The 12,200-nt window shown below is 69.0% G+C and carries 11 protein-coding genes and 1 pseudogene; 6 read left to right on the top strand and 6 right to left on the bottom strand.

The window, feature by feature from the left end; genetic code table 11:
• Positions 1-46 precede the first annotated feature (46 nt).
• Positions 47-496: an SgcJ/EcaC family oxidoreductase gene (locus ACFWUR_RS06885; RefSeq protein ID WP_378903082.1), complete on the top strand. Its 450-nt coding sequence runs from the start codon at positions 47-49 to the stop codon at positions 494-496.
• A gap of 73 nt (positions 497-569) precedes the next feature.
• Here the strand turns inward: ACFWUR_RS06885 and ACFWUR_RS06880 are convergent, their stop codons facing one another.
• Complete coding sequence (locus ACFWUR_RS06880) at positions 570-1,784, bottom strand: alpha/beta fold hydrolase (protein WP_378903079.1); 1,215 nt, start codon at positions 1,782-1,784, stop codon at positions 570-572.
• 210 nt (positions 1,785-1,994) lie between these two features.
• On the bottom strand, positions 1,995-2,237 hold the full coding sequence (locus ACFWUR_RS06875) for a hypothetical protein (RefSeq protein ID WP_378903076.1): 243 nt from the start codon (positions 2,235-2,237) through the stop codon (positions 1,995-1,997).
• A gap of 190 nt (positions 2,238-2,427) precedes the next feature.
• On the opposite strand from ACFWUR_RS06875, the gene ACFWUR_RS06870 reads away from it, so the two are divergent.
• Positions 2,428-4,725 (top strand): NERD domain-containing protein, encoded by a 2,298-nt coding sequence (locus tag ACFWUR_RS06870; RefSeq protein ID WP_378903073.1) that lies wholly within the window; start codon positions 2,428-2,430, stop codon positions 4,723-4,725.
• Positions 4,726-5,006: 281 nt separating this feature from the next.
• On the opposite strand, the gene ACFWUR_RS06865 is transcribed toward ACFWUR_RS06870, so the two are convergent.
• The 4 genes from ACFWUR_RS06865 to ACFWUR_RS06850 form a co-directional block, all read right to left on the bottom strand.
• Positions 5,007-5,273 carry a YciI family protein gene (locus ACFWUR_RS06865; protein WP_378903070.1) on the bottom strand — a complete coding sequence of 89 codons (267 nt, stop codon included), beginning with the start codon at positions 5,271-5,273 and terminating at the stop codon, positions 5,007-5,009.
• Positions 5,274-5,275: 2 nt separating this feature from the next.
• The gene (gene nusB, locus ACFWUR_RS06860) at positions 5,276-5,794 is read right to left on the bottom strand and encodes a transcription antitermination factor NusB (RefSeq protein WP_378903068.1); all 519 of its coding nucleotides are present in this window, start codon (positions 5,792-5,794) and stop codon (positions 5,276-5,278) included.
• Between the two features lie 2 nt (positions 5,795-5,796).
• Positions 5,797-6,360, bottom strand: coding sequence for an elongation factor P (gene efp, locus ACFWUR_RS06855; protein WP_378903065.1), 564 nt, complete (start codon positions 6,358-6,360; stop codon positions 5,797-5,799).
• Positions 6,361-6,425: 65 nt separating this feature from the next.
• Complete coding sequence (locus ACFWUR_RS06850) at positions 6,426-7,547, bottom strand: M24 family metallopeptidase (RefSeq protein WP_378903062.1); 1,122 nt, start codon at positions 7,545-7,547, stop codon at positions 6,426-6,428.
• Positions 7,548-7,707: 160 nt separating this feature from the next.
• Between ACFWUR_RS06850 and ACFWUR_RS06845 the strand changes: the two genes are divergently transcribed.
• From ACFWUR_RS06845 to aroB, 4 genes and pseudogenes are all read left to right on the top strand, one after another.
• Entirely contained in the window at positions 7,708-8,181 is a 474-nt protein-coding gene (locus tag ACFWUR_RS06845) for a prepilin peptidase (RefSeq protein ID WP_378903059.1), read from the top strand.
• Between the two features lie 173 nt (positions 8,182-8,354).
• On the top strand, positions 8,355-9,572 hold the full coding sequence (gene aroC, locus ACFWUR_RS06840; protein WP_378903056.1) for a chorismate synthase: 1,218 nt from the start codon (positions 8,355-8,357) through the stop codon (positions 9,570-9,572).
• Positions 9,573-9,676: 104 nt separating this feature from the next.
• A pseudogene (locus ACFWUR_RS06835) lies at positions 9,677-10,393 on the top strand (shikimate kinase); the annotation flags it as partial.
• A gap of 662 nt (positions 10,394-11,055) precedes the next feature.
• A complete protein-coding gene (gene aroB, locus ACFWUR_RS06830; protein ID WP_378903054.1) occupies positions 11,056-12,174 on the top strand; it encodes a 3-dehydroquinate synthase in 1,119 nt (372 codons plus the stop codon).
• The last annotated feature ends 26 nt before the right edge of the window (positions 12,175-12,200 follow it).

Genomic DNA, 12,200 nt, shown 5'->3' with positions numbered 1-12,200 from the left:
CCCACCTCTTGACCTGAACCACAGTTGAGGGTCAAGAGTGCATCGTATGAGCACGAACACGATCCAGCCCCCGGTCCTCGACGACGACACCGTGGACCACACCGCCGACCTCGTCGCGATCCACCAGATCGTCGCCGACACACAAACCGCGTACAACACCAACGACGCGGAACTCATGACCGCGCAATTCACCGCGAACGCGGTAGTGGGCAACGCGGTCGGCATGCTGATCCGCGGCCGCGACGCCCTGCTCGACGCGAACCGCCGCGGGTTGGCCGGATTCCTGAAGGACGAATATGTCCGCTACGACATCGTCGACGTGACCTTCTTGCGTCCCGACGTCGCCATCGCCCACAAGACGGCCCGCGCCACCACCGCCGACGGCACCCTGATCGACACGGAACCGGCCATGGTCGCGCTCTATGTGCTGGTCAAGCAGAACGGGCAGTGGTGGACCGCGGCGCGACACAACACCCTGGTGCCGTCAGCGGAATGAACCGCAGACGCGCGATCGGCGCGCAGCCCTCGCCCGGCAGTGCTGTCGACGGCACGGTCGGTGACGTCGGCGCTCAGGCGAGCGCTTCGTCGGCGAGGGCTCGCGCCGCCTCGGTGGGGGCGTAGCTCGCCAGCGCGGTGACAAGGTTCCGGATGCCTTCGCGAGTGGGCGCCGACACACTCGCGTGGCGTGCGACGTCGAGCTCGTTGGCCATTGTCAGCACCGTGAAATCACGCAACAGGGCTCCCTCGATCACCCTCGGCTCACCGGTGAACCGGTCGATCACGGTCAACGGTCGTTGCCCGAGATCGCGGTGGGTTCGCTCCCGATCGCATGCACCGTAGAGGTACACGAGTGCCTCCGCATCGGGTCCGATGACGTCGGACAGGCGCCCGCGGTCCTGCGCGGGAAGCAGCGCACGCGCGAAACCGTCGGTGCCGTAGGACGCGTGGCAGATCGCAGCCAATCGCGTGCGTGGCGCGGCGTCCCATTCGACCGTGAGCGCGTGCACTCGACGAAGGTGCGCGTGCAGGGTTCCACCCGGATGTTCGATGTGTTCGGACCCGAGCGCGCGCTGCAAGTCGAACGCGCCGCGCACGACCTGATCGGCGGCGAGCCACGTCGTAGCGCAGGCCGACACGATGCGCGCCAGTTGCGTTGGTGCCTGCTGAGCCACGAGATGACCGACATCCGGCAGCTCGGTCACCGTGACGCGGGGGTTCGCCGCGCGGAACCGGTCCACCTCGGCGGCGCTGAGGGGTGAGCGGCCGGCGTGGACGAGCAGGATCGGCAGGTCCGATGCCACAGCGGTGGCGTGCAACGCGGGGCCCCACGTGAGTGTGTCCTCGACGAGATCGGCACGGCGATCGGCGAGCCCGCGCGCGCCGAGCCACGAGCGGACCCGGTCCGGATCGGGGCAGGGCACGACATCCACGAGGACCAGTCCGACGACACCACGCGCGACGGCAGGCTCGGCGAGGGCGGCGATGGCCGCGAGTCCGCCGATCGAAGCCCCCACCACGACGATCGGGGTCGACTCACGCCGCACCATCTCGATCACGTCGTCGCGCAGCGCCCGAAGCGTTGTCGCCCGACCGGTGCTCTCGCCATGACCGCGCAGGTCGTAGGCCACCGTTCGAAGCCCACCTGCGGCGATCCGCGGCGAGATCGGTGCCCAGACACCGCGTTGTTCGCCGCCGGCGTGCAGCAACAGAACCGTCGGTCCTGTGCCGGTCACCGTGGCCCGCAACGAGACGTCGCCCAGAACGACGGTGACCTCGGAGTTCATACCCGCTCCTCAGTGGGTTCCGGTACCGAGCGCTGAAATCGGACGTGCCGGGGCTCGATGCTCCAACTCGGGCACCCACGACCATCATCGGTGACACCCGATAAACGGGTCAATCCTCGGGTTCTTCTGACCGAACCCGGGATTCGGCACTTCTCCGGTAGCGCGATCACTTCCGCGACAGCAGTTCCTCGCCGTGACCGGGGCCAGGCACTATGACCGGTCGGCGAGGTCGCGCGGGGCGGAGAGCTTGCGTCGACGTGGCGGATTGTCGGTGGCTGGTCGTAGGATCCCGGGCATGGGGAGTTCATCGTTGCCGCGCGCGCGTTCGTCGAACGCGTCGACGGGGCAACGGTGCGCCAGGTTCGGGGGCGACGACGCGGTGGTGTCGGCGGCAGGATCGTGGCCATCGCTGACGGTGTCGGCCGGGGCGTCGCCACTGGTGGGGCAGGTCACCGAGCCTGCTCGGGACCGGGTTCGACCGGTCAGCGAGGCACCCGCGGCAGTGCGACACCCGGGGGCGCCGTGGCGAGATCGGTAATCGGCATTGCCGAAGGCGTTGCTCAGCAACAAGATTCAGTTTCGGTACGGCTAGTGGAGGCCGTATCCTGGTAGAAGTTCGCAATCGGGTGCCCAGGGGGTCGTGGTGATCGTCGTTGTCGCGGACGAGAGCGAACTCGAAGGCGCAGAACAGATCGTCGGTGCGGCCATCCGTGACCAGGGGTTTCGGGCAGGCGGGGTCGCCGTGTTCCGTTGCCATGTGCCGGAGAGTCGGGGCGGGTCGGTCGAGGTCGACGCGCTGGTGTGCACGCCGCAGAGCGTGACCATTGTCGAGGTGAAGGGGTTCACCACCCGGCAGGAGGGGACCCTCGCCACTCCACCGAACGGGCCGTGGACCATCGACGGCGAACCGGCCGCGCTCTATCACGCCGCCCGAGTGCCGAACCCGTTCGTCCAGGTACGCCGACAGGTGTTCGCCGCCAAGAGCTTGCTGCAGCAGGCCGGGATCTTCGGCTGGGTGAACGCGGTGATCGCGCTGGTCTCCCAGCCCGGCGCCGAGATCACCATCGAGGAAACCAGGATCGCCGACGGGTACCGCGCGGTGCTGATCGATCGCGACGACGCGTCCGCGCTGCACGACCATTTCCAGGCGGAGAGCGGGCGCACTGTCCGCCTCAGCATCGACGACGTCACCCGAGTGTTCGCCGCACTGAACCTGGGCCACCTGTTGCCGACCCCCGACGAGCTCACCGCACAGGGTTTTCCGGCCGCCCTCGACCCGGACACCACTTCCCGACCCGTTGCCCCGACAGCCGTGGAGCTCGGCTCGCCCTCGGGCACAGCAGATTCCGCCACCGCATCGCATTCCGCCGCAGGCCCGACCGGATCGACACGGGCCGCGCAAATGGCCACACCCGCCTTTCTCGCTGCGATCGACAAGCTGGCTCACCGAACCACCACGTCGGCGCGTCCGGAGGAACCCACGACACCGATCCCTGCCGAAGAGGCAACGCAATCACCCTCCCCGAGCGCGGAATTCACCAGCGCACACACTGATTCGGGCGACGTGCCGAAATCGGCCGACGCAGCCGGACCGGTCACGCCCGGACCCGATTCCGACGAACAGGTGGCGAGCGAGGCCGGCCCCGCCGACATTGCCGAGAAGGACCCGGCACCGAACGATGCCCCTGGTCGCGAGGCTGGAAGGGACTCGTCTGGGCACAGCGAAAGCGTCATGCCCGCCGCATCTTTCGACGGCACCGCGTCAGACCCAGCCGCGCCTGACGACGCATCGGACGCTGAGCCCGAAAGCGCTGTCTCGCTGACCAAGTCCCCCGCAGGCACCGCACCGGTCGCGACCGATGGCCCGCTGCCCGAGGACGCCGAGGACGCCGAGGACGCCGAGGACGCCGAGGACGCCGAGGACGCCGAGGACGACCGTAGCGCGCAGGAAAGTCCGACCTTGCGCCCGGAGCCCACACGCGAGGACGAGAACACTCCCACGGGCACCCGGGCCGGTTCCGGCACAGCGGCGACGACCGGCAACGGTCCCGCGATCGGCACAGCTGCCGCATTGGGTGCGGCTGCCGTGGCCGGTGCCGCACACCCCGGGAGATCCGAATCGTCGAGTACCCGACCGACAGCGAGCGCCGTCACGACTTCGCACCGTTCCTCCGAATACGCCATGCCCCAACAGAACCCGGAACACTGGTCCGATTGGGTCGAACCCGATCGGACGGCACGGCGGCCGACCCTGTCGGAAAGGTGGCGGGCGCGGCGGCGAGGGAACGGTCCGTCGCTGATCCAGCGGTGGCACAACCGCCCCGTTCAGGAGCGAAGCGCACCCAGGCGCAGGCTGCGCGTCGGGCCCGGTGTCGCACTGCTGCTGTTCATCGGACTGTTCGGGGCCGGATTCTTCGTGATCACGGCGGTCCAGGCGAGCCGATTCGAAATGTCGGACTACGACCGGATGTGTGGCGAGGACAAGAAGCCGTTCCCGAATGCCGCGCCCTACGAGCGCGACGGCGCACGACCGATCTACCTGTCCGGTCACCTCACGACCATGGTCCATCCGGACGATCCGACCGCGTGGAACCCGAACGACCCGTCGACCGTGCAGCTCATCGCCTGCATGAAGCAGCTCGAACTGCGCGACCTCGTTCAGACCTGCCAGTACGGCCCCTCCCCCGGCGCACCGATAGGCCGCACCGTCAACCTGTTTCGCGCCACCTACGAGATCGCCGTCTACGAACTCCACACCGGACGCGAGGTCGCCAAGGCGACCATGCTCGGCGAACGCTATTCCGACAACCCGTCCCACACCGACCCGGACCGCTGCCGAGCCGCCGCCGATGCCCCCGACTACCTCGGCCGCCGCCTCGGCCAACCCTCGGCGGCCCAGCTCACCGGCTTCCTCGCCCCGCTGGTCCACACCCCCCGCTGAGCCCTTGACCTCGAGCGCACTCGAGGTAGCAGGATCGTTTCGTGCCCAGCGCACACCCGACACCGCGCCACCCAGCGCCGGTCGTGCCTCCGCCGGATTCCTCGTACACCCACCGGCGGAGGCCGTCGGGATCGACGTCACCCTTCGCGGGTAGCCACTGATCGAACGTGAGGCGTCGGGCGCTGCACCACCATGCAGATCTCGGGGTTCGTGCGAGGCACCGCCGGAGACGACGACAGCCGCGCATCCGGGTGGGATGTGCGGCTGTCGGGCAACGGGATTCAGGCCGAGACGGTGATTTCCCATTCGTGAATCGTCAGGGTCGACGCGCCGGTGGTGTGCAGCGGATCGGCGTGCACCAGCGCTGTTGCGGCAGCACGGCTTTCGGCCAGCACCACGTACGCGCCGCCGGTGCCGTCGGTGAAGCCGCCACTTTCCTGGAGCTGCCCTTCAGCGAGCAGTTCCTGCAGGAAGGCACGGTGCGGTTCGATCACCGAGGCGTCGAACTTCGCGGTGCGCTCTGCCATGACGAGGTACTTGCGCGCCACGATCAGGACTCCGTGTCGCCGCGCGCGGCCTTCGTCGCGGCGGTGGCGGCCGCGGCGGCACGGACCTGAGGGGCCACCTGCACGACCTGGCCGAGCACGCCGTTCACGAACGACGGGGAGTCGTCGGTGGACAGTTCCTTGGCCAGCTCCACGGCCTCGTCGACCGCGACGACCGGGGGGACGTCGACGGCGTGGAACAGCTCCCACACCGCGATTCGCAAGATGGCCCGGTCGACGGCGGGCAGCCGCTGCAGGGTCCAGTCCTGGAGGTAGCCCTCGATGGTGCCGTCGACCCGATCGAGATCGTCGGCGACGCCCTCGACGAGGGTGGTGGTGTAGGCGTGCACGGGAGCCACGCTCTGGTCGCGGGTCGCCAGGTCAGCGCGGTCCGAGAGCAGCACGGAGACGTCGACATCGCGCGCCTCCGCCTCGAACAGCAGGTCCACGGCCCGGCGGCGCGCCTTGTGACGCGCGCCGAGCTTCTTGAACGAGCCCTTCTTGTCTGCCGGGGAGTCGGTCACGATCAGCCGTTGACGCGGCCGAGGTAGCTGCCGTCGCGCGAGTCGATTTTCAGCTTGTCACCGGTGTTGATGAACAGCGGGACGGCGACCTCGGCGCCCGTTTCCAGGGTGGCGGGCTTGGTGCCGCCGGTGGAGCGGTCGCCCTGCAGACCGATATCGGTGTGCTTCACGACCAGCTCGATGGTGACGGGGAGCTCCACGAACAGCGGGGCGTCCTCGTGCACGGCGACCTGCACGCCCATGTTCTCCAGCAGGAAGCGCGCGCCGTCGCCGATGGTGGCTTCGGCGATGGAGATCTGGTCGTAGGTGTCACCGTCCATGAAGATGTAGTCGGTGCCGTCGTGGTACAGGTAGGTCATGTCGCGACGGTCGACGGTCGCGGTCTCGACCTTGACGCCCGCGTTGAAGGTCTTGTCGACGACCTTGCCGGACACGACGTTCTTCAGCTTGGTCCGCACGAACGCGGGGCCTTTGCCCGGCTTCACGTGCTGGAACTCGATGATCTGCTGGAGCTGACCCTCGATTTTCAGCACAAGGCCGTTCTTGAAGTCGCTGGTGTCCGCCACTGTCCTCGGATCTCCTCGTTCGTATTACTGCGTACTGGGGGTTACTGCGTTCTAGGGCGCCGATGTCAGTCGACGACGATCAAATCCTTGCTGGTGCGGGTGAGCAGTTCCGGGCCCGCTTCGCGCACCACGAGCGTGTCCTCGATCCGGACCCCGCCGCGGCCGGGAAGGTATACACCAGGTTCGACGGTCACCGCCACACCAGCCAGAAGTGTACCGGTACTCGTTTTGGCGACTCCGGGTGCTTCGTGGATCTGCAGCCCGACCCCGTGGCCGAGACCGTGCACGAACTGCGGACCGTACCCGGCTTCCTCGATGACCGTCCGGGCCGCGGCGTCGACCTCGCTGGTCTTCGCGCCGGGTTTCAGTGCCTCGGTTCCCGCGCGTTGCGAACGGGCGACCAGTTCGTAGATGTCGCGCTGCCAGTCGGCGGCGCTCCCCAGGATCAGGGTGCGGGTCATGTCGGAGTGGTAGCCGTTGACGACCGCACCGAAATCGAACTTCACGAAGTCGCCGGTGGTCAGGACGGCGTCGGTCGGGCGGTGATGCGGGATCGCCGAGTTGGCGCCCGCGGCGACGATCGTCTCGAAGGAGACCGCGTCGGCGCCGTGCTCGAACATCGCCCATTCGAGGTCGCGGGCCACCTGCCGTTCGGTGCGGCCCGGACGCAGCAGACCGCGCTCTAGCAGCGTGGCAAGGCCCGCGTCAGCGGCCGCGCAGGCGGCGCTGAGCTGGTGCACTTCGTACGGGTCTTTGACCATGCGCAGTTGTTCGACCAGGCCGGTGGTGGGCACCAGCTGTAGCCCGGTGCGCAGTTCCTGGAACAGCGAGTGCTGATCGACGGTCACCACATGGCTCTCGAACCCGATGCGGCCCAGCTGCCACTCCCCGGCCAGTTCGAGGATGCGGCGCGCGGTGGATCGGCAGATCTCGGCCTGCAGGTCGGGTACCTGCTCGGCCACCTGGGCGGAGTACCGGCCGTCGGTACCGATGACGGTGCGGTCTTCGGCGCCGCGCATATCCCACGAGTGCACCAGCACAACGGCATTGGATCCGGTGAAGCCGGTCAGGTAGCGGATGTTGACCAGGTCGGTCACCAGCAACGCGTCGACCCCGTTTTCCACCAGCAGACTCCGCAGGGCACCGCGCCGGGCCGCGTAATCGGGAGCCGTGTAGTCAGCACACATGGGTCAACGCTACCGCTGAACACGCGACACGTCGGCATGCGATACCCCGGGTCTCGTGTCGACGGGCAACTGGATACGACGTTGTTCACATGCGCGGAAGTTGTCCACATTCTCGGGTACGGCCCACTTTCGGCGATCGCCGCGCAGCACGATCGATCCCATGACCACTGCCGCGTTCTGTTGCCTCATCGCCTGGTGTCTCCTGCTGGGCGTCATCGACATTCATGCCCGTCGACTTCCCAACGCGCTCACCGGTGTCGGTGCGGCCGCGGTGTTCCTGTTCGCCCTGTCGACCGGGGAACTGGGGACTGCGGTGATCGGGGCCGCGCTGCTGACGATGCCGTATCTGATTGCCCATCTCCTTTCCCCCGGCGCGCTCGGGGCCGGTGACGTGAAGCTGGCGGTGGTGCTCGGAGCCGCCGCCGCCATCGCGGGCCCACCGGCCTGGGTGTGGGCCGCGGTGGCAGCACCGGTGCTCACCGCCGCGGTCGCGGTGGTGATGCTCGGCAACGATCGGCTGCGGGCACTGCCCGCGCGCGGTGCGGAACAGGTGCGTGCGGTGCCGACGCGGCGGCTGGTACCGCACGGTCCGGCCATGTGCCTGGCCACGGTGACCGCGATGGCGTTGGCATGATCGGGGATGCGACGCGCCGAGAGAATCACGGTGACAGGGTCCTGTGGGCGCTCCGGAGCGGGCCGGTTCGGCCGGATCAGGGCGGTGGCCGCCACCGCGCGACCCGGCGCGCGGTCGACGTGCCGCTCGTCACGTCGGCCCACGTTCCCGACTACACGTGTCGACATGGGAAGATGGTCGGCGTGTTGCGCTGGATAACTGCCGGAGAATCCCATGGTCCCGCTCTCGTCGCCCTCCTGGAAGGGATGGTCGCCGGAGTCGAGGTGACATCGGACGATGTCTCCGCACAGCTCGCCCGCCGTCGGCTCGGTTACGGGCGCGGCGCCCGGATGAAGTTCGAGGCCGACAAGGTCACCCTGGTCGGTGGCGTGCGCCACGGCCGCACCATGGGCGGCCCCGTCGCGATCGAGATCGCCAACTCCGAGTGGCCCAAGTGGACCGAAGTGATGTCGGCCGATCCGATCGACGAGACCGAACTCGCGGGAATGGCGCGCAATGCGCCGCTGACCCGTCCGCGTCCCGGCCACGCCGATTACTCGGGCATGCTCAAGTACGGCTTCGACGACGCCCGCCCCGTGCTCGAGCGCGCCAGCGCGCGCGAAACCGCGGCCCGTGTCGCCGCGGGCACCGTAGCCCGCAACTTCCTGCGTCAGGCCTTCGGCGTCGAGGTGATCTCGCACGTGGTGTCGATCGGTGCCGCGGCCAACACCACCGGTGTGGCTCCGGGCGCGAACGATCTCGACGCGATCGATGCCAGCCCGGTTCGCGCCTTCGCCGCCGATGCCGAAGCGGCGATGATCGCCGAGATCGAGGCCGCGAAGAAGGACGGCGACACCCTCGGTGGCGTCGTCGAGGTGATCGTGGACGGGCTGCCCGTCGGGCTCGGCTCGTTCGTCAGCGGTGAGCAGCGTCTCGACTCGCGCCTGGCCGCCGCGCTCATGGGCATTCAGGCCATCAAGGGTGTCGAGGTGGGCGACGGATTCGAGACCGCGCGTCGGCGCGGCAGCCTGGCCCACGACGAGATGCGTCCCGGCCCCGACGGTGTGCTGCGTTCGACCAACCGTGCCGGTGGCCTCGAAGGCGGCATGACCAATGGTGAAGCGCTGCGGGTGCGCGCTGCGATGAAGCCGATCTCGACCGTGCCTCGTGCGCTGTCGACGGTCGACATGTCCAGCGGCGAGGAAGCCGTCGCCATCCACCAGCGCTCCGATGTCTGCGCGGTGCCCGCGGCGGCCGTTGTCGCGGAATCGATGGTGGCGCTCGTGCTGGCACAGGCCGCGCTGGAGAAGTTCGGTGGGGACTCGTTGGCCGAGACCGTCGACAACATCAACAGCTACGTCAAGCGGATCGGCAGCCGCCCACACGTGCCCGCGGACAGCCGTATCCCATGACCGAGCAGGGGCAGGAGGGGACCGCGAGCAGCAGCGACGCGGGCCCCTCACCGACGACCGCCGAACCCGGTGCCGACGACACCGGCGCCGACGGTGCCGACCGGATCGCACCGCGCGCGCGGGTGGTGCTGGTCGGGCTGCCCGGCTCGGGAAAGTCGACGATCGGGCGCAAGCTGGCCAGGGAACTCGGGGTGGCGCTCTACGACACCGACGCGGGGATCGAGTCCGATACCGGGCGCACCATTCCCGATATCTTCGCCACCGACGGTGAGGCGGAGTTCCGCCGGATCGAAGAAGAGGTGGTGCGCCGCGCCGTGCTCTGCCACGACGGTGTCGTCTCCCTCGGTGGCGGTTCGGTGCTGTCCGAGCGGACCAGAGATCTCCTGCGTGACGCGATGGTCGTCTACCTGGAGATCAGTGTGTCCGAAGGAGTTCGGCGCACCGGCGCGAGTAGCACCCGCCCGCTGCTCAACGGTGTCGACCCCGCGGCCAAGTACCGGGATCTGATGCGCGAGCGTCGCCCGCTCTACCGCGAGATCGCCACCGTGCGCGTGCGCACCGACGGGCGAAGTCCGGGTCGAGTGGTGCGAATGATCCTGGCCAAGCTCGGCCTGGAATCGGTGCGCACCGACCTCGAGGCCACGCGTTCGAACACCGGAAATACGGCCGCGGCCGCGGGTTCGGTCACGAGCAGGCCCGGCACCGGGAGCAACCGGTCCAAAAACAGGCGACGTGCCAGGGTCCGCGCCGCCGCCGCGCGTCGGGGTGCGGAGCAACCGGGCGTGGGGGTGGCAGAACGGCGTGGCAGCGCCGATGACCGGAACCGTTCGGCGACAACACAATCCGCCACCGACGGTGCCACGGTCGACGAAACCACCGGCGCCGCTCGCACGGCAGGTGCGGCGCAGGGCGACACGCGCGCGGCAGGCAGTCGGCGGTCCCGGCGTACCAGGTCGCGCCGCGGAGGCGCACGCATCCGGTCGGCGACCAGCGCGGCTGCCCGCGACGCGGACAGCTCGTCGGGCGTCGCGTCCGTGAACCAGGAAGGGCTCGCGGGCTCGCGAACGGAAGGCCGTGCGGGTAACGCCGAGAACCAGTCGGACAACCGAGATGCCGCCGCCGCGGACCGGGCGGGCAACCGCAATGCCCCTGGCAGTCGGGCAAGTGGGCGCAAGGCGGTCTCGAGCGGCCAGACGAACAGTCGGGCCGGCCGAGGCAGGCGGTCGGCCAGTCGCGAGGCGGGCGCCCCGGCACGGGCAGGCCGGCGGGGTGGCGAGCTCGCCGGACCCACGGGTCCAGCGAGCTCGGATCCCGCGACGGAAAACCGGACCGGGTCAGCATCACAACAGGTTCAGCGCGCCGGACAACCACCCGGTGACGCGGATCGCGCGACGAATACCAACGAACGCAGGCGACGCGGGCAGCCGCGGCGGCGCAGCGGTCGACGCAATAACAATGACCAGAAAGAATCGGAGCAGCGCACGTGACAGAGCCGTCCACCATTCAGGTTCGCACCGCCGACCCGTACCCGGTGATCATCGGCCGCGGGCTGCTCGGCGACCTCGTCGAGTCGGTCAACGCGGGCAATGCCGTGCGGACCGTGGCGATCTTCCATCAGCCGCCGCTGGCCGAAACCGCGGAGGCGGTGCGTCAGGCACTGGCCGACACCGGGATCGACGCGCACCGCATCGAGATCCCCGACGCCGAGGACGGCAAGGAACTGGCCGTTGCCGGGTTCTGCTGGGAGGTTCTCGGACGAATCGGGCTGACCCGCAACGACGCCATCGTGAGCCTCGGCGGCGGTGCGGCGACCGACCTGGCCGGCTTCGTCGCCGCCACCTGGATGCGTGGCGTGCGCATCGTGCACGTGCCGACGACGCTGCTGGCCATGGTCGACGCGGCGGTCGGCGGCAAGACCGGCATCAACACCGAGGCCGGTAAGAATCTCGTCGGCAGCTTCCACGAACCCAGCGCCGTGCTGGTCGACCTCGTGACTCTGGAAACGGTGCCGCGCAACGAGATCGTCGCCGGCATGGCCGAGATCATCAAAGCAGGCTTCATCGCCGACCCGGTGATTCTCGACCTCATCGAAGCCGATCCCGAGGCCGCCCTCGACCCCACCGGCGATGTGCTGCCCGAACTGATCCGCCGCGCCATCCAGGTCAAGGCCGATGTGGTCGCCGCCGACCTCAAGGAATCGAGCCTGCGCGAGATCCTGAACTACGGCCACACTCTCGGCCACGCCGTGGAACGCCGTGAGCGTTACCGCTGGCGTCACGGCGCCGCGGTCTCCGTGGGCCTGGTCTTCGCCGCCGAGCTCGGCCGCCTGGCAGGCCGTCTCGACGACGCCACCGCCGATCGGCACCGCACCATCCTGGAAAGCGTCGGCCTGCCCGTCACCTACGACGGCGATGCCCTGCCCCACCTGATCGACGCCATGCAAACCGACAAGAAGACCCGTTCCGGTGTCTTGCGTTTCGTGATCCTGGACGGCCTGGCCAAGCCCGGTCGTCTCGAAGGTCCCGACCCGTCGCTGCTGGCCGCCGCCTATTCGGCGATCGCCCGCGACGCGACCCCTGGCGCCTCGCCGATCATGCTCTGAGATCGGCGACCTCTGCGCGGACGCTC

Source organism: Nocardia sp. NPDC058633, from assembly GCF_042717045.1.
Classification (GTDB): domain Bacteria; phylum Actinomycetota; class Actinomycetes; order Mycobacteriales; family Mycobacteriaceae; genus Nocardia.
Note: the sequence above shows the minus strand (reverse complement) of the source record. Positions and strands in the feature narration are given on the sequence as shown.

Excerpts from the sequence above, each read along its gene's own strand:
- ACFWUR_RS06850 (WP_378903062.1), bottom strand. The coding sequence starts at position 7,547 with ATGTGTGCTGACTACACGGCTCCCGATTACGCGGCCCGGCGCGGTGCC.
- ACFWUR_RS06845 (WP_378903059.1), top strand. The coding sequence starts at position 7,708 with ATGACCACTGCCGCGTTCTGTTGCCTCATCGCCTGGTGTCTCCTGCTG.
- aroC (WP_378903056.1), top strand. The coding sequence starts at position 8,355 with ATGGTCGGCGTGTTGCGCTGGATAACTGCCGGAGAATCCCATGGTCCC.
- ACFWUR_RS06880 (WP_378903079.1), bottom strand. The coding sequence starts at position 1,784 with ATGAACTCCGAGGTCACCGTCGTTCTGGGCGACGTCTCGTTGCGGGCC.
- ACFWUR_RS06885 (WP_378903082.1), top strand. The coding sequence starts at position 47 with ATGAGCACGAACACGATCCAGCCCCCGGTCCTCGACGACGACACCGTG.